Below are 23,557 nucleotides of genomic sequence, written 5' to 3'. Positions count from 1 at the left end.
CAAAAAATACGCGTCAGGGGTTTGAGTTTACAGCCCATTGATATCAGTTGTCAATATTTCACTCATATAATCAAAAAATGGGCGCATGTTTTTAAAAGTCTGCCCGGCTTGTTGCAAAAAGTTTTCACTCAGCACTTCCTGATCCGAAAACTTTCTGATCAGCAAGAATTGTTTATAACGTAAAAGATCAATGGCTTCATCATTGGCATCAAACCCTTTAGGGGTAGTTTTGAGTTGTTCACCTTTTAAGTTTTCAAATGTCGAAATAAATGAGGCACTACTTAATATTTTCCTGAGCGGTGTGGCATCAAAAGAAATTTCTTGTCTGATTCGTTTCAGGTCTTCGGTAGATGGACCAAAAAAACCGCCTGCAATATAAGTGTTTCCTTCCTGGAGGTGAAAATGATAACCTCCTCTGCGGAATTTTCCTGCACGGCTGAAACTACCGCTCCAATGTGTTTTATAAGGAGTCTTATCTTTGGAGAAACGGGTATCTCTGTAAATACGGTATAAGCTCTTTTTGCCCGAAGGGGTTTCAATCACATCATGGGTATTCAGCTCTTGCAATATTGCATCAGCAAAATTTTCTATCTGTACCTGTTCTTTTTGAAATTCATCTTTATGTGCATGAAACCATTCTCTATCATTATTCTGACCTAATTTATTTAAAAAATCAAAATTAGAAGGATGAAGTTGTGTCTGTTTCATACTAAGTTTTTCCATAATGCTTAAGGCCTGTAAAATCAGCCGGACACAAATATAAGGGGTGTCAGAAACTAATTCTCCATAATTAAGTAAATTTAGGAAGCTTGTGGATATAATTTAGCTCACAGGTTACCTGCCCAGGGCTTTCTTCGTTCTGTAGCTTCTGTAAAGAAAATCATATAAAACAAGTTCATGCGCACGCTGTCTGCTTCTGAATATCCTGTTAATCATCATATGAATGATAGCACAACAAAAATCATTCAGCAACCCGCGGTTCAATGGGGCAAAATGGGCGAGAATAAATTCATTGGTCCGGGTAAGAGATGCAGTACGGTATTTCAAAATGTTCTCCATCGGCCCCATGATATTTTCCCCCGCAAAAAGCCCTTCGATATCCGCCCTTTTCTGTCTGTATGCTTTATCGAGCTGTGCCTTTGATATTTTTGTCAGGTCAAATTCTTTCCCGAAAGCTAGTTTCAAATAGCCCGTTAATTCTATTTTCTGGTCTGTCGTGAAATTCATATTCTCCAGAAATTCATTTACTGAAAGTAAAGCAAAACGCCAGCGCTGATCTTCATCGTTAACAAATTGAGGAATCATTTTTACAATAGTTCTGCTATCCTGGAAAAACAATTGTTCCGCAGCTTTCATTGTTGAAGAGCCATAACGCTCCATTTCTCTTTTATAGGTGTCAATTTGAATTTTCCATACCACACCTTCTTCTTCAAATCTTTTTAAACATTGGCTTAAAGCTGTAATCACAGCTCCACAATGGACTGTATCTGTGAGATGGAACCGTACACGCAAATGAAAATCAGGATCCTGATATCTGATGAAAAACCATTGATCAATCACTCCCTGTTCAAGGAGCTTCTGAACAAGTTCATCAATCACGGAAGATAGTATGTCATCAGCGGTTTTATTGCCACAGTATATTTTATAATAAAGCCATTCGCTACCAGCAGAAAAATCTCTTTGAAGTGTTTCCGGTTCTAAAACAGCGGCATGTTTTGGGACGATCACATTTTTCAATTGCTCTTTTTCAATGACAACCAGAAGCTCATTGTTAAACAAATGTCCATCCTGATCTTGTATAAGAACATCTCCCTGGTGTGCTATATATTCTTTAAGAATGATAGCACTTCTTTTTTTTATTTCCTGCACAAACATTTGCCTGCTTAAGGCAGACCGGGTATCAATTAATAACTCATTGTCATCATTTACCAAATAAAACAGCTCCGGAATCCTGAACTTTTCTCTCCAATCTTCAACTGCTTTTGCAAGTACCAAATCAGAATGATTAGCTGAAGCGGGGAATAAGAAGGCATAATCCTCAGCTTTTAATTTCCAGATCGCGTAAGATAGGATGACCTGACCAGTCTGTACCCTTGGAAGAAAAACAATTCCATCTGCAAGCCCCCCCCATTCAAAATACAATCCATTTCTGAAATTCTGCATCTGCATATCACACAGGAAATGATAAACAGGTAATGAACTTTGATTAAAATTGTGTGCATTGCCTAATCTTGGCCCAACTTCTTTACCTAATCTTTTTGAGCGCAATACTAACCGGTTCTGTTTTAAAGAAAGGTATAAGTCACCTACATGAATCTGTTGTGCTGCCGGACGGCATGATTGAGACAAATATGGAATTTCATAAGACCTGAAAGCTGGTCTGAAAAGGAAATTCCCCATCCCGTTTTCAGGCAGATGTGCAATTTCAGCCAGAACAGTATCAGGATAGTTTTTTTCATCAATCACTGAGATTTCATCAATAAAATCTTTAATATCCTGGTTGCCGGCGCCAAATCTACCAATCAGATTGATAGCACTGGTACCTCCAACGTGCTTGACACCAACCAGAGGCATGCCATTCAAAGTTCCGAATGAAGTGCAAAATATAGTCATCGTTGCAGACAGATCATTCCAACCTTCCTTGAAATCAGCTAATTCCACCTCATCGATTAAAATTACATGCGCATTATTGGATCTGGCGTCCATCAGTTTTTTATATAAAAATGTATGGATCTTATCTATATTAATTGTCTTACTATCTTCCCTGTTATTCCTGATGATCGGTATATTTCTCAGCAATGCGGATATATCTCCGGATTCATTTGAATTTGCACCATAACCGATACCTGCTTCATTATCTAAAGCAAGCATTAAAGGGACTTCTGCATTTTCATATCGCCGGTAAAACTTTTCTTTAAATTCTTTTAAACGTATTTTCGAAGGTTTCGGGGTCAGCTTATTCAAAACCCTCAAAGCTTTAGCAAGAGTGTCTTTTAAGAGCCACGAATCTTCAGTTCCCTGCTTATTATTCAAAGGAACGATAGCCGAAAACATATCTGTTTGAACAAGCCTGCTAAGCTGGAAAGGCACCTCTGTTTCTTTAAGATCTGATGCAAGCTTTTCATATTTATAAATTTCATTTTCAAAATTCCCGTCAATAACCAGGAGTGAATCCTTAATGCCTTTAAGAAATAATAATAAAGTAGTGATTTCAGTTTGTAATGGATGACGTAAACTGATATCAGTTAATACGGATAAGATTTTATCCAGGGGTTCCAACCCGGTAACTGAAGGATCAAGATTACTTGTTAAAATTTGAGCTCCAATGATTTCATCAATAAAACCAGTCGCTTCATCAATTGCTATATCCTGAGCAATCAGTATCTGAATAAGCTCTTCATAATATTGCCCATTTGCTGCGGCCGAAAGAATCTCAGACAGATAATCAGAAAGCTCTACTTCTGCGATCTGATGTAAACGTTTTGAACCAATATAGATATATTCAACATACCTGATTTTATCCTTTATTTGATATAGACTACTGTTAATGGTATATTTAAGGTAAGGTTTAAGAAAACTCTTTTCTGCAGTTCTTAGTGATAGCAGATAAGAGTAATTCATATCTAACCTGGTCGATCTGAAAGCATGACTATTTAACAGCAGGTACTGATTAGCTGTCCCGGTAATCCCGCAGCCTGCAAACATCCCAAAAGGTGTGCACCTGGTATGCATTCTAATTGCATATTTCAACAAAGAAAAGACTAATTTATCTTGTTCTTTACCTTCAGTATATTCACCATTCAGCCATTTGACACATTCATAGTAAAGTACCTGGGAAGAAAGAAACAGGGCCTCCAATACGGTCTGATTTGAATAAAGTTCTTTTAACTCTGCTAAAGAAAAAGAAGATTTAAAAGGCTTTAAAGGAGTACGGATAATTATTTTATTTAAAAAAGAATAATTCATAGGTGTGCACACAAAGCAAGGTTAATGGCTCCAAAGAGCCATTAACCTAATAAAAATCTGAAAACAGTTAGTCGTTTGGTACAACTGTTTTGGTTCCATCACAGCAAAGAGTTCCGGTACAACTCACAAAAGATGTTGTCCATAAATACGGCTCTGGCTTAACTCCACCTGTAACCAGTGCAAGATCTTCTTCGTTTAAAACTGAAATAACAGTTTTTTTAAGCACTACTTTTTTACCTGGTGATTTTTCTGAATTACTTTCCATAAACTGGTTTTGTTTTGATTATGAATTGATTAAAGTTTTAAGATAATTTAAGGGAAATTTTAGTGTTCAGTAGGTACTTCTGTAGCACAGCAAAGAGATCCGGTACAACTAAAGTGAGAGGTAGTTAGCAACTGTGATTCGGCCTTAACCCCACCAGTAACCAGTGCAAGATCTTCCTGACTTAATTCTACAATGGTTACTTTTTTCAATGTTAATTTTGAATTTTTAATGTTTTCATTTTTCATAAAAATTACGGTTTAATTTTATTCCTACTCTATAGGCTTTTCGGATTCCGCCTTCCCAGAATAGTTACTCTGGTATGATTTAAATATTATAATAGCATACTTTCGTCCCAATCTGAGATTTCGGGATTTAGATAACTGAGATAGGCCAATGCAACACCAGTACTCCCTTCTAATAGGGTGGAACAACTTTTTAAACTCCGCTCTTCAAAATTTCCTACCAGAAATTCATATCCTTCTTCAGCAGGCTTCCCTGAGCTATAGGCCAATGTTTGTTCCAACCAGAATTCGGAAGACCTGAGAAAATTTTCTATGTTCGTTTTTCTCCAGATTTTATTGAAAACGTGAATAATACCCGAAGCGCCATGACAAAATCCTGCATCTATTACAGAAGTTTCCTCAAATGATGTTCTTAAGGTATTTTTTAAAAGACCTGCTATAGCCAGCTCACGAAGCTCTTCATCTTCAAGAACATCGGCAGCATCAAGCAGAATGTAAAAAATGGTCAGATCTCCGTAACACCAGGCCAGCCGGCTCTGAGCGTTTTTGTGAACTCCTGCCTGATAGTCTTCAAAATTGATAATACCCGGAAAAAACGAACCTGCTTCCTCAAAAGGCTGTCTGTTATGGATTAAAAACCGGGCACCTCCGGCAATCAGGTAACTGCATCTTTCCTTTTCTATGTTATTTCTGAAACAGGAAATGAGAAACTGAATAATACCAGTTACTCCATGTGCCAGACTGAAATCATAGAAGTAAGTACCTGCCTTCCGCCAGTTCTCCCTGCGCCATTTTATTTCATCACCTGATTCAATTTTATGCTGTTCCAAATAAGTCAGGAGAGTTAATACTTCGTCCTTTTTACCTCTTTTCATGAAGTATCTTCCTATACCTAAAGCGCCGTTCAGCTGGTCGAGATTATGCTTTAAAAGCATAGCCTTCATCCTGGAGCTGAGGTAAATGTCTACGTCTGATAATAAAAGATCAGCCTCAGTGCCTAGTATTCCTTTCTGAGACATATATTCAATAAGCCAGCCCCAACCAGCCAGTCCAGAAGAGAAAGAAGGATCGGGATTAGGGTTCTCATTAATAAAATCATTGATTTTATTTAATAAGGAACCAAGTTTTTCATAGTAGATTTCATTGCCGCTGGTTAAATAGTTAAGGCTGAGTAATAAACAACTGCCAGACATTCCCATATATAAGCCTATGTTATTTTCAGTATCATCTGTTTCCAGAAAATATTGATTTAACCGCGATAATTCTGCTTCTACCTGATTTTTTAACTTATTTTCAATCATATTCTGTTTAACATTGTATAACTACAGTGTAATTACAGAATTCAAATTATAAATTTTATTTCAATTAAAATTATATATTTTGCTTTATTTAAAAACAAAAAAGTTTATAATTTAAATTTATTGCACTAAAACATATTCAGGACATGTATTTGTGAAATAAAACAGATGAAGATTCAGGATTTTTAATCAGAAAAGAATTTAGTAAAAACAAGGAAACCTTAATACCCCTGGGGATCAAAATAAGCGGCCAGACTTAATTTATCCGCTTCAAATCCTTCAGCCTTTTTAAAATAGATTTTAGCATTTGCCCTGGTCTGAGCAGAAATATTCAGCATTGCAATCGCTATATTCAGATATAAATTGCGATCAGCCGATCCAATAGACTCAGCCTTTTTCAAAAATACAATTGCCTCTTTATGTTTACCCTGGTCGCATCGCAATGCACCTATACTCGTCATGACCAGCGTATTTTCAGGAAATTCTGAGATTAATTCTTCTAAAAGATCTTCGGCCTGCTGCAAACGCTCCTTTTCCTCCGGCCAACCCCAAAGCCCCTCATTTAATTTCCTGATCAGCTTTAATTTTTTAATAAGGGCATCATTATTTTCCATTCCATCAGTTTATTAGTCTGGTTGCAGAAAAATCTGCAACCAGACTAATGCAATATAGCTGTTTAGTTAAAAACTGTTACAAATCAGTATAACAAATGAGATGCGTTTTTAAACAAGCAGCCAAGGTGAGTGCTTCTTTATTTTTCACCATACTCAAATGATTTCCAGGAACGGTATAAACAGCAGGATTAGCTGTATGCTTTTCCCAGCCCAAACCTGGTGTATAACCTGTCCAATCCTCATCCTCAGCTTTGACAATAACAGTCAGGGCTTTGATTTCTCCATCCACAGGATAATCCAGCTGTACATTTGTAAATTGTAAATCGAGCAATCTCAAAATAAAAGCAATATCTTCTTCTTTAACAGCAGTTTGATGCGTCAGAAAATCAGCTGCAAAATCCTTGAGTTCATGCTCAGGAACCTCCTTCACAGCAGTTAAAAACCTGCCTGTCCAGGCTGGATAAGGAGTCTTAATCAAATGATAATAGCTAAGGAGATTAAGCAGCGAGCTTCCAGGATTTTCATCAGGCTGAACATTTCGTTTTAAAATAGCCGCTGCATCCAGAATAGCCACTAAATCTACCTGTTCCCCCTTACGCTCCAACTGCAAGGCCATTTCATAAACCACTTTTCCGCCAAAAGAATGACCTATCAAACGATAAGGCCCTTCTGGCTGTACTGAGCTGATCCATTCGATATTCATCGCTGCAATTGCTGCTATGGTATCCAGAGGTTTTTCACCTTTGAATAAACCCATCATTTGCAGACCATATACTGCACCACTATCTTCTAATCCCTTAGCCAGCTCATCGTAACCATCACAAATTCCATCTGAACCTGGTATGATAAAAACAGGTTCATCCAACCGCCCGGAATTCAATAAAACAAGATGCTCATTACCTGTCTCCTCTATTTGTTTCTGCAGCATTCCAGCTAACGTACTGATTGTCGTATTGACCAGTAAATCCTGCATTTGCACTATATATCCGAGTTTCCGGATCGGGTTCATCACCCGCATAGCCAATAAAGAATGTCCGCCAAGATCAAAGAAACTATCATGAATTCCTACAGGAGAAACATGAAGTAATTCCTCCCAGATAGCGACCAGCTTTGCTTCCAGTTCATTTCTGGCCGGCACATAACCCTGATGCTGATGAACCGAAGCTCCAGCTGAGGGCAATGCCTTTTTATCCAGCTTGCCATGTGAAGTCAATGGCATGGTTTCCATTTCCACAAATACCCGTGGCACCATATATTCAGGTAATTGAGTTTCCAGATAGGATACCAGGTTATCTTTGGCAAAAGAGCCTTCCGGAACCACATAACAAACCAAATGATTACTACCAGATTCATCTGCCCGGGTCAGTACAACAGATTGACTTACAAAATCACTCTGCTGAACAGCATGCTCAATTTCCCCTAATTCAATCCGGTACCCCCGTACCTTAACCTGGTCGTCCATCCGTCCGATAAACTCAATATTTCCATCGGGAAGCCACCTGCCGATATCACCTGTTCTATATAAGCGGCCACCAGCCGTATTTCCAAAAGGATCTGCAACAAAACGCGCAGCAGTTAAATGCTGCTGGTTCAGATAACCTCTTGCTACACAAGCACCACCAATACAAATTTCTCCCGGCACCCCTGCAGGCAATAAACTACCTCCCGCATCCAGCAGATAAATTTGTACATTTTCAACTGGTTTGCCGATCGGCAGATAACCGGCCTCATTCCAACCCTTTTCAAACTGATAAGTAGTTGCAAATACGGTACACTCGGTTGGCCCGTAAGCATTGTAAAAATCAAGCGAAGTATAAGCCGTCCAGCTTTGCGCCAAAGGTATTCCGCAACGCTCTCCTCCTGCAGTAATATGCCTTAAACCTGATGGAACCTGATCTGCTGGTATATTCCTTAAAAAACCGGGAGTAGCCAGCATATAAGTCACATTTTCTGCATTCATGACTGCTATAACTGCATCTGCATCCATCTGTACCTCTTTTGTTATTAAAACCAGTCCCGCTCCATTCAATAAGGCCATAAAGATTTGTTCTACAGCAGCATCAAAAGTATAATTTGAAAACAACAATACCCGGTCAGCATTGGTCAGCGCCAGTTTTTTCTGCCATCCGAAAACCATATTGTGAACACTTCTGTGTTCCACCAATACCCCTTTGGGCTGTCCGGTAGAACCCGAAGTATAAATCACATAACATAAATGATCAGATCGGAGCGCAGTTGATACAGCTGCTGAGGACTCCTGGTTAATTGCTGTCCAATCCTCATCTATGGAGACAATACGCACATTTTTACCCAACAAAGCCCGGTTACAAGCATTGCTGACCACAATACCAGCCCCGGTATCTGCAAGCAGATAGTTTATTCTTTCCTGAGGATAATCCGGATCTACAGGAACATAGGCACCCCCTGCTTTTAAAATACCCAGTATACCAATAATCATATCCAGCGAACGGTCTATGCAGATAGGTACCAGTATATCTTCCTTCACCCCCATCGAACACAGGTAATGTCCTAATTGGTTACTTTGCTGATCAAGTTCTTTATAAGTTAATTGCTGATCCCTGTAAATCAGCGCAATCGCGTCAGGACTCTCAGCTACCTGTGCTGCAAACAAATCTACCAGTGTCAGTTCAACCGGGTAAGCTGCTGACGTTGAATTGAAAGCCGATAATTTCGCCAGCTCCTGCGCCGGTAATACCGGAACATCAGCAATCCGCTGCATATCATGCTCAAGGTAGGCATCCAGCACAGCATCAAAATAGACATGAATATCAGCCAGTGTCTGACCACTTTTAAGTACTTTACCTAATCTGTAATTTACCCCCAGCACATTCCCGGTAGTACTGACTGTACAATCCAGGTATGTATTGGTCACTTCCGAACTTTCCAGCTGTAAACTGCCTGCTTCGGCTTGCAGATAATCCTGCTGCACAAACAAGGCCTCTGCACCATCCATCTGATCAAAGACATGGAAATTAATATAATTAAAAATCGTGTCAAAGAAAGGATTACCGCTTGATGCCTGTTCTCCAATCAGACGGGCAATTTCTGATAAAGGCACACGATCCCTTTCTTTTAGTGAAACCAACTGCTGCTCTATGCGCTCAAAATAAGCTTTCCAGGTTATAGCTGATTCATTACCAGTAAAACGGAAAGGGATTGTATTTAAGAAACAACCTAACACTTTATCCCCATCTTCGGTGAGCGGACGGCCATTAGTTACCACCCCCAGCGTAACCTCCTGTTCGATAGTCAGCATATTCAGCATATATTGATATGCGCCAAGAAACACGCCCTTCAAACTCAACCCATCTGCTTCTGTTTTAGCTTTCAGGCGATCCAGATAACTCACCTCATAAACCTTTAACAGATGATCATCAACCACTGTAGCTGTAAAAATATCCAGACGCTTATACTCGGCTAATGACTGCACCCAGAATTCACGGTTCTCTTCATTGCGCTTTTCTGAAATACTCTCTATCACAAAATCACGGTAACTTGCTTTCAACAGCGGTAAACTCACCTCCACCTTACTTTCCATTTGTGCCACATAGAGATTATTCAATTCTGTAGTAAAAGAGGCTACACTCCAGCCATCCAGCATCGCATGATGAAATTGAAATAGCAGTATATGTGCTTTACAGGTTTGAAACACATCCATTCGCCACAAACTTCCCTGATGAACCCAGAAAGGAACTGCCCTTTGTTCTGCCAGATAAGCGCCCAGGTAAGCACTAATCTCAGTTTCTTTCAGCATCCGGATATCATGATATTCCACATGAATATCTCCTTGCTTATAAACAACCTGTATCCCCAGGGTATGGATATGAAGGTCAAATCTGGTTCGCAAAATCGAATGTTTGGAAACCAATCTTTGAAGTACTTGTTCAAAAACATCCTTATCCAATATGGACGGTAGTTTAAAGGTGATCTGATCATGGTATATAGCCATTTCAGGATTTAACTGAGAAGTGTAGACCATTCCGCTTTGAATATCACTCATCGGATAAATATCTTCAATTTCCAATCCGGTATGTTGTTCAGCGGCAAGCTGTTGCAATTGTGGAAGCAGCTGCGAACGGAGTGCTTCCAGTTCCGCAATGATCACCTCACGAACCGGATCTGTCTTTGGGCTCCCGGCATCATCCACCTGTCCCGAATCAATCAAAGCGGATAAACTGCGAATGGTAGAACATTCATATAAATCATACAGGCGTATGGTATCATGGAATGCTTTACGCAATCTGCTGATCACCCCAATAGCAACAATTGAATCACCGCCAAGCTTGAAGAAATCTTCATGAATATCCAATTCATCCACACCCAGTGATAAAGCCCAGATCTCTTTTACTTTTTGCTCGGTCTTTGTTAAAGGCTCTTCTGTCTCCACTTCAGTTCTGATCGGCTGAACACTGCCCGCATCAGGCAGCCCTTTTTTATCCAGCTTACCATTAGCAGTAAGCGGAAAAGCTTCCATTGCTATAAATATATGGGGCACCATATAATCAGGCAAGCGTGATTCCAGATAAGAAATCAACATATCCCGGTCAAACCGCTGTCCACCAGCAATCACGTAAGCTACCAGACGTTTTTGCCCCGATTCATCAGCAGGTGCCAGCACCACGCACTGCGTTACAAAACCACTTTGCTGAATACTATTTTCGATCTCTCCCAGCTCAATACGATACCCGCGGATTTTCACCTGATCATCTTTGCGGCCAATAAATTCAATGTTTCCATCAGCCAGCCATCTTCCAATATCTCCTGTTTGATATAAACGGCCACCTGTTTTCCTAAAAACATCCGGTACAAACCGTTCAGCAGTCAATACCTCCTGATTCAGGTAACCGCGGGCTACCCCAGCTCCGCCCACATAAATCTCTCCGGCCACGCCAACTGGCACCGGCTGTTTATAACTATCCAGCACATAAGCCTGCCGGTTTCTTAAGGGCCGCCCAATAGGAATACTTCCCTCATATTGGTCACCTGTTAATTGATAAGTCAGTGAAAAAGTTGTATTTTCAGTTGGCCCATAACCATTGATCAAAATCTTATCGGGATAAAGCTGACGGAAACGGTTTACATGTGCGACTGACAATTTCTCGCCACCAACCATAATGGATGACAGCCCTGCAAACAGCTCTATATCTACATCAACCAGCTGGTTAAACCAGCCAGAAGTAAACCACATGACTGTGATTTTATTCGCTTGTAATACCGCTTTCAGTAAATTATTATCCAGTAAACTGCTGGGCGGACATAAGACCAGGCGCCCGCCGTTAAGCCACATTCCCCAATATTCAAATGTTGTCGCATCAAAAGAAGGAGAACCTGCTGATAATAAAGCATCATGGGAATTTAACTTGATATAATTTGCACCCGAAATCAGACTGATCACATTGCCATGTTCTACCAGGACACCTTTAGGCTGTCCTGTAGAACCAGAAGTATACATGATATAACATAAATGGTCAGCACGAAGACCTGTGGGTACGGCAGAAACCGGCTCCCGGGCAATGAGCTCACGCTCGCCATCCAGAGAAATCACACAGATATGCGCATAAGCGCTCAGCAGCATTCTGTTAGCTTCACTGCTGACCACTACATCCGCACTGGTATCTGACAGGATATAACTAATCCTTTCCTGCGGATATTCGGGATCAACAGGCACATAAGCACCGCCGGATTTCAGAATCCCTAATATTCCAACCATCATATCTACAGAACGGGTAATACAGATTGGGACCAGCGTATCTTCCTGAACACCTGCCGACCGCAGATAATGCCCGAGCTGATTACTCTTTTCCTCAAGTTCTTTATAAGTTAAAGACTGATCCAGATCAACCAGCGCAATGGCATCCGGAGTTTTAGCGGCCTGCAAACTAAACAAGCTGACCAAAGTCTGATCATGGGGATAAGCCGAAACGCGTGCATTAAAAGTCTTTAAAAGTTCTTCCTCCTCCGATTTGCGCAGTACAGGCAACTGATCTATATTTTGCGATGGAAACTGCACGATAGCCTCAAGCAGCACCAGGTAATTCCGGAACATGCGGTCTATTGTTGCCGCTTTAAACAAATCAGTACAATATTCTACTCCTATTTCAATTCCGGCCGACCCCTCTATTGCAGAAATATTCAAATCAAACTGACTCGTGGTATGCCCGGTTTTCTGTTCTGTTAAAACAGCTTCTCCTAAGCGGAATACCGGCACTTCCGGAATATTCTGTACCGTAAAAATAACCTGGTACAAAGGATTACGGCTTTTATCTCTTTCTTGTCCGACTGCCTCAACCACACGTTCAAAAGGTACATCCTGATGCTCGTATGCGCCTAAAGTTGTCTCTTTTACCTGCTGAAGAAGCTCCAGAAAAGAGGGATTACCACTAAGGTCACTTCTGAGCGCCAGTGTGTTGGCGAAAAACCCGATTAATTCTTCCAGCTCCTGACGTGTACGTCCTGCAATCACACTCCCCACACAAATATCAGCCTGCCCGCTGTAGCGGTAAAACAAGATTTTAACGGCTGATAACAGCACCATATGCAAAGTAGCGCCATGCTGACGTGACAACAATTGTAACCCCGCAGAAAGTTTTGCGCCAAGCGGAAAGCCAGCCATTGCCCCCCTTGTACTTTGTATCGCCGGCCGCGGATAATCTGTGGGTAATTCCAGTGTACTGGTACCCACCAGACGATCCTTCCAATAAGCTATCCGGCGGCCCCAATGGGTCTGCTCCTGTGTACGCTGCCAGATGGAATAATCTCCATATTGTAATACAGGCTCAGGAAGTTTAACTTTTAAATCCCCCATATTCATCTCATATAAAGAAACGAGCTCCCGGATCAGTATAGAAAGTGACCAGCCATCGGCTGCAATATGATGCAGCAAAATTACCAGTACATGCTCCTGAGCTGAAATCCGGATCAGGTGTCCCCGCAACATATGATCTGTACGAAGATCTATACTGGCCGAAGTGATGGAAGCGAGTAATTTAGCCAGACCTGCTTCTCCTCCCTGGTAATCAGCGATCTTGTTTAAATACCAGCGATTTTTCTCTAAAACAACCTGAAGAGGCTCACCTGCAGCATTCTGACGAATTACCGTTCGTAAAACTTCGTGACGGTTCACCACTTCTCTGATGGCCAGTTCCAGCGCATCCGCATTAAATTTTCCCGATAAACGGAAATACATTGGCATATGATAATGCGTACTCCCGTTGAGCTGATCAATCATCCACAGCCCCTTTTGGCCATAGGACAATGGGATATCATCTTTCTTCCCTCTGATTGGAATTGGCAAATGATCAAAATCGTTACCAGAAGACAGTTCATTCCGTAAAAAATCAATGAGCTCTTGTTTATATTTTTTGATTTCCGCCAGCAGTTCAGGATCAATCTGAGTCTGCTCACCCAAGTCAAGTTTAAGATTATCATGTTCAAGAAAAATAGAAACACCATTATTTCTTGCCTTTTTCAACACATTGACAACCTGGTTAAAGTCCGTATTCATAGCTATTTATTTAGGTTATATTGATTTAAAGGCTGATTACATTCACCCCTAGCCGAACAGTTTTAATTTGGAGCTCTTCTATATATGCCGCCAGTTTAGCTATGCTTTTGCACTGAAATATACTTTTCACCGGAACATTGACTTCCAGCTCTTTTTGTATACTGCTGCTCATCCGCATAGCCAGCAAAGAATGTCCACCCAATTCAAAGAAACTGTCATGAATTCCTATCGGCACTACCTGGAGTAACTCTTCCCAGATACCAACCAGCGTAGACTCCAGTTCAATGGCTGCAGGTACATAATTCTTACTCAGTTGTCTTTTTGTATCTGCTGATGGCAAGGCCTTTTTATCCAGTTTTCCATGAGAAGTGAGTGGAATAGATTCCATTTCTACAAATACACGCGGCACCATATACTCCGGCAATTGCATTTCCAGATAAGCCATCAGCTTTTCTCTCCCAAAAACTCCGGAAGAAACCACATAACAAATCAGCTGGTTATTCCCTGCATCATCTGCATGTGCCAGCACAACAGACTGGCTCACCAAACCACTTTGCTGAATGACACTTTCAATTTCTCCTAATTCAATACGGTATCCACGTACCTTAACCTGATCATCTATACGGCCTGTAAATTCGATGTTTCCATCCGGAAGCCACCTGCCGGTATCACCAGTTTTATATAAACGACCACTACCAAAAGGATTTTCGATAAAACGTGCAGCGGTTAACTCTTCCCGGTTCAGATAGCCACGGGCTACCCCTGCGCCAGCAATACACAGCTCTCCCGCTACACCTGCAGGCAATAAGTTGCCCGCTTTATCCACGATGTGTATCTGCACATTTCCAACCGGCTTACCAATAGAAAGATATTCGCCATCTTTCCTGTTTTTATCGTAAGGATAGACTGTAGCGGTGATGGTACATTCAGTTGGCCCGTAAGCATTATAAAAATCTAACTGACTGTTTGATGTCCAGCGCTGTGCCATTGATGCAGCACAACGCTCCCCTCCTGCAATGACGTGTTTTAAATCTTTTAATTCTTCGTTTTGAACTAACCCCATTAAAAAACTTGGTGTCACATCCAGATAGGTAATCTTTTCAGCTGCCACAACCTCCATCAGTTTACTGGCATCCAATTGCACTTCTTTGGAGACGATGACTAATGCGGCACCACTTAACAAAGCCATAAATAGCTGCTCCACAAAAGGGTCAAAAGTATAGTTTGAAAATAAAAGTACCCGGTCAGCAGCACTGAAATTTAATAACCGCCGGCGGTCACAAATTAAGTTAACCACCCCTGTATGTTCTATCAATACGCCTTTGGGTTGCCCGGTAGAACCTGATGTATAAATTACATAACATAAATTAGCCGGCCGCAGCTCAGTGCTTACAACGGCAGAAGGCTCTTTTTGAATTAATTCCAGCTCTTCATCCAGCGAAACGACCAGCATACCTTTGGCATTCAGTAGGTCACGGTGCTGTGCATTACTGACCACAATACGTGCTCCGGTATCACAAAGCATATAATTAATCCGTTCCTGGGGATATTCCGGATCTATCGGCACATAGGCTCCTCCAGCTTTCAAAATTCCCAGTATACCAATAATCATATCCATAGAGCGGCCTATGCAGATCGGTACCAGTGTATCTTCGCGAACACCAGCCGAACGCAGATAATGTGCCAGCTGGTTACTCTGCAAGTCAAGTTCTCTGTAAGTTAGCTGCTGATCCTGGTCAATCAGTGCAACTGCATCCGGAGACTGGACTGCCTGAGCGAGGAATAAATCAACCAGCGTCTGCGCTTGCGGATAAGCTGCTTTTGTTGAATTGAAAGCCTGTAACAATTCCATTTCCTGCGCAGGTAATACCGGGGCGGCAGCAATAAGCTCTTCATCATGTTCCAGATAAGCTGTTAATACAGCATCAAAATAAGCATGAATACCGGCCAGTGTTTTACCACTTTTAAATCCCCTGGTCTGGTGATAACTGACCACCAGAATATCTCCGGTAACACTAACCGAACAATCGAGATAAGTATTGGTAGCTTCATAACCTCCGGATGCATCCTGTTCTTCCTCTTCTTCCAGCTGAACATGTCCTTGCTTTGCAAACAGCCCTTCTTCAGCATCCATATGCGCATACACATGAAAATTAATATAATTGAAAATAGTGTCGAAGAATGGATTACCACTGGATGACTGCTCTCCTGTGAGCTGTGCAATTTCCATCAAAGGCATTCTGTCGCGTTCTTTTAATGAGGTCAGCTGCTGCTCAATACGTTCAAAATAAGCCTTCCAGGTTAGCTCACCAGTATGACCACCAATAAAGCGGAAAGGAACTGTATTTAAAAAACAACCCAGTACTTTATCGCCATCTTCTGTGAGCGGACGGCCATTGGTGACCACACCCAGGGTAACTTCCTGTTCCGCAGTCAGCATGCTCAGCATATACTGATAAGCACCCAAAAACATTCCTTTCAAGCTCAACCCATCTGCCTTTGTTTTATCTTTTAATTTTTGCAGGTAACTCAGCTCATAGGCCTTTGCCCAATTATCATCTGCAACCATTTCGGTAAACATATCTGATCGCTTATAATCAGTTAATGACTCTGCCCAGAATGTCCGGTTATCCTGATTGCGTTTTTCAACCATACTTTCGATCACAAAGTCACGATAACTCGCTTTTAACGGAGATAACTGCAATTTTGCTCCACCAGACAGGAGAGCTAAATACAGATTATTCAATTCTGTTGTAAAAGAAGCGACACTCCAGCCATCAAACATCGCATGATGAAACTGAAAGACCAGGATATAATCCTTCATAGTCTGCAATAAACTGATCCGCCATAATTTTCCCTGATGGACGACAAAAGGAATAGCACGCTCTGCTGCCAGGTAGTTATTTAAATAAGCTGCTGATCCATTTGCTGTAGCCGAACGGATATCGTGGAATACCAGTTCAGGATCTCCTTGCTTATAAACAACCTGTATACCTCCGATATGCACATCCAGATCAAATCTGGTCCGCAGGATGGAGTGTTTAGCCACCAGCAACTTTAATGCCTGTTCAAAAACAGGTCTGTCCAGAGATAATGGCATTTTAAAAGTCAGCTGATCATGATAAACTGCTTGCTCAGGGTTTAACTGAGAAGCATAAACCATTCCGCTCTGAATATCACTCATCGGATAAACATCCTCTATTGCTGATTCGTCTTCAAAGTCTGGCAATAAACGGGAACGCAAAGATTCCAGTTCAGCAATTACGACATCACGAACGGTATGCCCCTTATCTTCTTCCACTACTGCATGTCCGGAATCAATGAGCGCCGACAAACGGCTGACCGTTGAACATTCATACAAATCATATAAACGAATACGATCATTAAATGCTTTACGCAGCCGGCTGATTACACCAATGGCAATAATAGAATCGCCGCCTAGTTTAAAGAAATCATCATGAATCCCCAGTTCTTCTATTTCAAGTGATAACGCCCAGATCTCTTTTACTTTTTGCTCAGTCTCTGTAAGTAAACCGGCTGTATCTGGTCTGACCAGCTGAATACGATTCGCATCAGGCAGTGCTTTCTTATCCAGTTTACCATTCGCATTCAGCGGGAAAATATCCAGTACTACAAATACATGCGGCACCATATAATCCGGTAAACGCAAGTCCAGATAAGCAATCAGCGCATCCTGGTCAAATCCTTGTTCACCGGCAATTACATAACCTACCAGGCGTTTCTGTCCGGATTCATCGGCAGGTGCCATCACCACACATTGTTCTGCAAAACCGCTTTGCTGAATGGCAATTTCAATCTCCCCCAATTCAATACGGTAACCCCGGATTTTAACCTGATCGTCCATCCGGCCAACAAACTCTAAATTTCCATTCGAAAGCCATCTGCCAATGTCACCCGTTTTATATAAACGATTACCAGCCACAAAAGGATCTTTGATAAATCTTGCTGAGGTCAGTTCTTCCTGATTCAGATAACCGCGTGCCACACCAGCTCCGCCCACGTAAATTTCCCCGGCTACACCAATAGGTACCGGCTGTCCAAAATTATCCAGCACATAAGCCTGCCGGTTGTTCAGCGGACGCCCAAGTGGAATATTCCCTGAGGATTCCAGCTCCTGAACAGGATAACAAACAGAGAAAGTTGTATTCTCAGTCGGCCCGTAACCATTGATAATAGTCTTATCCGGATAACACCCGCGGAAACGGTTAATATGCGTGACCGATAGCTTTTCGCCTCCAACCATAACCGCAGATAAACCTTCAAATAATTCTATATCCACATCTACCAGCTGGTTAAACCAGCCTGCTGTAAACCACATCACAGTGATTTTATTCACCTGCAATACTTCTTTGAACAAACGGTTATCCAGCAAGCTGCCCGCCGGACATAATACCAGACGTCCGCCATTCAGCAACATGCTCCAATACTCAAAAGTTGTTGCATCAAAAGATGCAGAGCCGGCAGATAACAGGGCATCACTGGAACTCAGCTGGATATAATTTGCACCAGAGATCAAACTTATCACGTTAGTATGGGTAACCAGCACACCTTTCGGCTGCCCGGTAGAACCTGAAGTATACATGACGTAACATAAATGGTCGGAACGAAGTGCTGTGGGCACGGCTGATTTCGGTTCCTGAGCAATAGCTTCACGTGCTGCGTCTAATGAAATCACCCGGATATCAGTATACGCATTCAGCAGCAACGGCTTGTTATCCTCACTACTGACAACGATACTTGCATTGGTATCAGACAAAATATAATGAATACGCTCCTTCGGATAGGCTAAATCAATGGGTACATAGGCACCGCCAGACTTCAGGATACCCAGTATCCCAATCATCAGGTCTATAGAACGTGTGATACCTACCGGAACCAGCATATCTTCTTTAACACCTGCGCTGCGCAGATAATGTCCGAGCTGGTTACTTTGTTCGTCAAGTTCTTTATAAGTTAAAGACTGATCCAGATAAACCACTGCTATGGCATCCGGGGTTTGAGTGGCCTGCCTGCTAAACAAATCTACCAGAGTCTGTTCATGGGGATAAGCAACAGCCGTATGGTTAAAGTTATAAAGCAATTCTTGCTGTTCTGTTTTACGCAACACCGGCAGCTGATCTATTTGCTGCCACGGTGTATGTAAAATAGCCTGAAGCAACTCCTCATAATTACCAAACATACGGTCTATAGTTCCGGCAGTAAACAAATCGGTACAATATTCCACACTGATTTCAATCCCTTCAGCTCGCTCTGCTACAGACACATTCAAATCAAACTGACTGGTAGTACGACCTGTTTTCTGCTGCGTAAAAACTGCTTCTCCTAAACGGAACTCTGGTACTTCCGGAATATTCTGTACGGTAAAAATTACCTGGTACAAAGGATTACGACTTTTATCTCTTTCTTGTCCAACCGCCTCAACCACACGTTCAAAAGGTACATCCTGATGCTCATATGCTCCTATTGCCGTTTCCTTAACCTGCTGCAGAAAATCTACAAAAGAAGGATTCCCGCCAAGGTTACTTCTTAAAGCCAGTGTATTCGCAAAATAGCCAATTAGTCCTTCGAGTTCCTGACGTGTCCGCCCTGCAATAACACTGCCCACACAAATATCATCCTGACCACTATACCGGTGCAGCAAAACCTTAAAGGCCGATAAAAGGGTCATATGTAAAGTAGCTTCATGCGCACGTGCGAATATTTGCAACGCTGCCGACAAAGTTGCATTCCATGTAAATACAGCGACTGCACCTTTTGTACTTTGTATTAAAGGGCGCGGATAATCTGTTGGCAGTTCGAGCTGGCTGGTACCTTCCAACCGGTTTTTCCAATAGGCAATACCACCATCCCAGGATTTTTCCTGTGCACGCTGCCAGATTGAATAGTCTCCATATTGTAATGGAAGCTCTGGTATTACCGAAGTTAAACCATTTATATTCAATTGGTAGCAGGAAATGATTTCGCGGATCAGCACTGAAATTGACCAGCCATCAGCCGCAATATGGTGGAGGATAATAACCAATATTTGTTCCTGCTCCGAAATCCGGATCAGATGAGCCCGCAGCATATGAGCTGTACGAAGATCTATAACTGCCGAAGAAAGCTCCGATAGCAAATCGTTTAGCCCGCTTTCTCCACCCCGAACATGTTTTATTCTATCCAGTGACCAGGTATCTTTTTCCAGCACAAGCTGAAAAGGCTGCCCGTCAGCATCCTCACGGATTACTGTTCTTAAAATTTCATGACGGTTTACTACCTCATTGATCGCATGTTCAAGCGCATCTGTACGTATTGTTCCAGAAAGACGGAAATACATCGGCATATGATACTGCACACTTCCACTCAGCTGATCTATCCGCCATAGTCCTTCCTGACCATAAGACAATGGCAAATTTACTGTTCCCTGGTTCACAGGAATAGCTGAATGTTCTGAACCAATAGCCGTCTGCCTGGTGATATAAGCCGCAAGCTGCGCTATATTTTTACATTGGAATATACTTTTTACCGGAACATTTACCCCCAGTTTCTGATGTATATAACCACTAACCCGCATCGCCAGCAGAGAATGTCCGCCAAGCTCAAAAAAACTATCATGGATTCCTATGGGGCTTACCTGAAGCAGTTCTTCCCAGATAGCGGTCAAACTGGACTCTAATTCATTTCCTGCAGCAACATAATCCCTGCTCCGCTGTCCTTTAATATCTGCCGGAGGTAATGCTTTTTTATCCAGCTTACCATGGGCAGTTAGCGGGAAAGCAGCCATCTCTATAAAAATACGGGGCACCATATATTCCGGTAACTGAGTTTCCAGATAAGAAATGATGCGTTGCTGGTCAAAAGTATCTTCCGGAATCACATAACAAACCAGCTGGTTGCTGCCGGATTCTCCCACAGCCAGCACAGCAGCCTGACTGACCAGACCACTTTGCTGAACAGCATTTTCAATTTCTCCCAGCTCAATCCGGTAACCACGCACCTTAACCTGGTCATCTTTACGACCAATAAATTCAATATTCCCATCCGGCAGCCATCTTCCGATATCACCTGTTTTATATAAACGGCCACCAGCCTGGCTGCCAAAAGTATCCGGTACAAATTGCGCTGACGTTAATTCTTCGCGGTTCAGATATCCCCGGGCTACACCGGCGCCACCTATACAGATTTCTCCCGGCTCACCCAAAGGCAGTAAATGACCACTGGAATCCACTATATGTATTTGCTGATTTTTTGCTGGCTTCCCGATAGGGAGATATTCTCCTCCCTTTTGAGCTTTATCATAGGTATAAATAGTAGAAATCACCGTACATTCAGTAGGCCCATAAGCCACATAAAACTGCAGTTCAGGAAGTTGCCGGGTCCACTGTTGTGCGAGTAAAGTTGTGCAGCGCTCGCCTCCAACCATTACAGCTTTTAAACTCCGGGGCGCAAGCTCAAAAGGTACATTCCTTAAAAACCCCGGTGTATTCAAGATATAAGTAACCTGTTCCTTATTCAGCACAGCAACAAGCGCTTGTGTGTCCAGCTGTACTTCTTTTGAGATCAGGACCAGTCCCGCTCCGTTCAGCAAAGCCATAAACAACTGCTCTACAAACGGATCAAAGGTGTAACTTGTAAATGCTGCTACCCGATCCTGCTGACCTAGCTTTAAAAGTTCCTGACGATCATAAACTAAATTCACCACATTGCTGTGTTCTACCATTACACCTTTAGGCTGTCCGGTAGAACCAGAAGTGTAAATCACATAACATAGATGCTCGGAACGCAGCTCATTTACGACTGCTAAAGTTGATTCCTTAGCAATTTCTCCCCAGTCTGCGTCCATTGAAATTAAACGAATATCCGCATGATGCGCAAAGAGCTTTTGATGCGCTTTACTGCTCACAACAATGGCAGCCCCGGTATCTGCCAGCAGAAAATTGACCCTTTCCTGAGGATACTCCGGATCAATCGGAACATAGGCGCCGCCTGCTTTCAAAATACCCAGTATACCGATCACCATCTCTATGGAACGGTCTATGCAAACCGGTACCAGCGTCCCTTCGCTCACCCCTGCATGACGTAAATAATGCCCGAGCTGATTACTCTTCTGATCCAGCTCGTTATAGGTTAAATACTGATCCTGAAAGATCACTGCAATCGCATCAGGGTGCTGACTTGACTGCGCAATAAACAGCTCCACGAGGTTCCTGTCCAGGGGATAAGCTGCTGCTGTAGCATTGAATGTTTTTAGCTGCTCCAATTCCGCTGCGGTGAGTACCACATTCGTATTTTTTTTGACAAATGCAGGTATTCCAGCCGCAGCATCAACCTGAATTTCTTCCACAGGAAGCTGAAGAGCTTGCGTAAACTGCTTTAGAATAGTTAATAACTGCTCAGTAAATAAAGCGATTTCTGTTTCCCTGAAGTATTCATGACGAAATCCAATAACCAGCTGTAAGGGCTGATCTTCGCCATGGTCAAGCCACATAATTTCCAGTGGAGTTTGCTGATGCCTGCTAAACCTCACCTCATGATCTGTTTGAATATCAGTGCCTAAATTAAATGATAAATCAAACACAATATGATTAATCACAAAATCAAAGAAAGGCCCTGCTAAAGGATCATGTTTAAAATGTCTGCTCAGATCACCAGCAGTATAATCAAGATGCTGGTAATCTTCTTTTTGAGAACGACCAATATCTTTGATGAAATCAATTAACTTAGCTGCAGGCTGATAATCACCTTTAAACGGGGCAACCCCGGAAAACATCCCTAGTATTTCCCGCTGATTTTTTTGATTTCGTTTATGGGCAGCTGTACCAAAAAGTGAATGTTCCTGTCCATACGTTCTGGCCAGGTAAATCATCATTGCGGCAATCGTTAAATGCTGCAAACGCGCCTGACTGGTCATCGCTAATTGAGCTAACTGTATTTGCTCCTGCTTTTCCAAAATGCGCGTATAGCATTTGCTTTCTTTCCCCGACTCATTCAATGCCTCATATGCTGGCCGGAGAACGGAAGCTGGCTTAACTTTTATTTTTGATTTCCAGTAGGCAGCACTGACCTGATAGGCATCAGCTCCATAATTTACTACTGCTTTTTCCACCTCCTGCAAATAAGAAGGGGAAACAAAAACTTCCTGATTATTATTTAACAGGCTTTTGTATTTATTGGAAATATAACTGGTCCATACCCTGACACTATAGCCATCAAAAATCAGGTGATGAAACTTAAAAAAATAATAATGTTCATGGTCAGCTGCTTTAAGGATATACTGCTCCACAGGTAACCTTGATTTTTCTAATGCGAACGGTTTATCCAGCTGATTTTCTATCCACTGAAGAATCATTTCTACAGGATGATCGTAACTCCTGAAGTCTATGAACTGAACAGAAAGCTGGCGTTCCTGCGCAGCAACCTGGTAACCGGGATTAAAATCGTCTGTCGCGATTGCCATTTTAAAAACATCAAAAACAGCAGCAGAAGAAACAATAGCACTGACAAATTTATCGATGTCTAATGGGCCTGTAATCTTAAAATAGTTATTGATATTGTAATGGGGACTGTTGATATTAATCAGCTGATCAATAAAGATATCCTGTTGAGCAGGATGCATAACAAGGGTATTGGATGAGGGTTCCATACAA

General features: G+C 42.0%; 8 protein-coding genes. All 8 read right to left on the bottom strand.

Annotated features, from left to right (window positions below):
- Nucleotides 1-27: 27 nt before the first annotated feature.
- Entirely contained in the window at nucleotides 28-708 is a 681-nt protein-coding gene (locus AB3G38_RS01370) for a DUF2461 domain-containing protein (RefSeq protein ID WP_367866704.1), read from the bottom strand.
- 126 nt (nucleotides 709-834) lie between these two features.
- Entirely contained in the window at nucleotides 835-3,966 is a 3,132-nt protein-coding gene (locus tag AB3G38_RS01365) for a lantibiotic dehydratase (RefSeq protein WP_367866703.1), read from the bottom strand.
- 67 nt (nucleotides 3,967-4,033) lie between these two features.
- A complete protein-coding gene (locus tag AB3G38_RS01360; RefSeq protein WP_367866702.1) occupies nucleotides 4,034-4,231 on the bottom strand; it encodes a class I lanthipeptide in 198 nt (65 codons plus the stop codon).
- A gap of 59 nt (nucleotides 4,232-4,290) precedes the next feature.
- Nucleotides 4,291-4,476 (bottom strand): class I lanthipeptide, encoded by a 186-nt coding sequence (locus AB3G38_RS01355; RefSeq protein WP_367866701.1) that lies wholly within the window; start codon nucleotides 4,474-4,476, stop codon nucleotides 4,291-4,293.
- An 86-nt stretch (nucleotides 4,477-4,562) separates the two neighbouring features.
- On the bottom strand, nucleotides 4,563-5,774 hold the full coding sequence (locus AB3G38_RS01350) for a lanthionine synthetase C family protein (RefSeq protein ID WP_367866700.1): 1,212 nt from the start codon (nucleotides 5,772-5,774) through the stop codon (nucleotides 4,563-4,565).
- A gap of 218 nt (nucleotides 5,775-5,992) precedes the next feature.
- Nucleotides 5,993-6,385: a tetratricopeptide repeat protein gene (locus tag AB3G38_RS01345; RefSeq protein ID WP_367866699.1), complete on the bottom strand. Its 393-nt coding sequence runs from the start codon at nucleotides 6,383-6,385 to the stop codon at nucleotides 5,993-5,995.
- 76 nt (nucleotides 6,386-6,461) lie between these two features.
- Nucleotides 6,462-13,910: an amino acid adenylation domain-containing protein gene (locus tag AB3G38_RS01340; RefSeq protein ID WP_367866698.1), complete on the bottom strand. Its 7,449-nt coding sequence runs from the start codon at nucleotides 13,908-13,910 to the stop codon at nucleotides 6,462-6,464.
- 25 nt (nucleotides 13,911-13,935) lie between these two features.
- A complete protein-coding gene (locus AB3G38_RS01335; protein ID WP_367866697.1) occupies nucleotides 13,936-23,553 on the bottom strand; it encodes an amino acid adenylation domain-containing protein in 9,618 nt (3,205 codons plus the stop codon).
- Nucleotides 23,554-23,557 lie beyond the last annotated feature (4 nt).

The sequence above is a fragment of the Pedobacter sp. WC2423 genome, assembly GCF_040822065.1.
GTDB lineage: Bacteria > Bacteroidota > Bacteroidia > Sphingobacteriales > Sphingobacteriaceae > Pedobacter.
The sequence above is the reverse complement of the archived record's forward strand: the minus strand, read 5'-3'. Positions and strand labels throughout refer to the sequence as shown.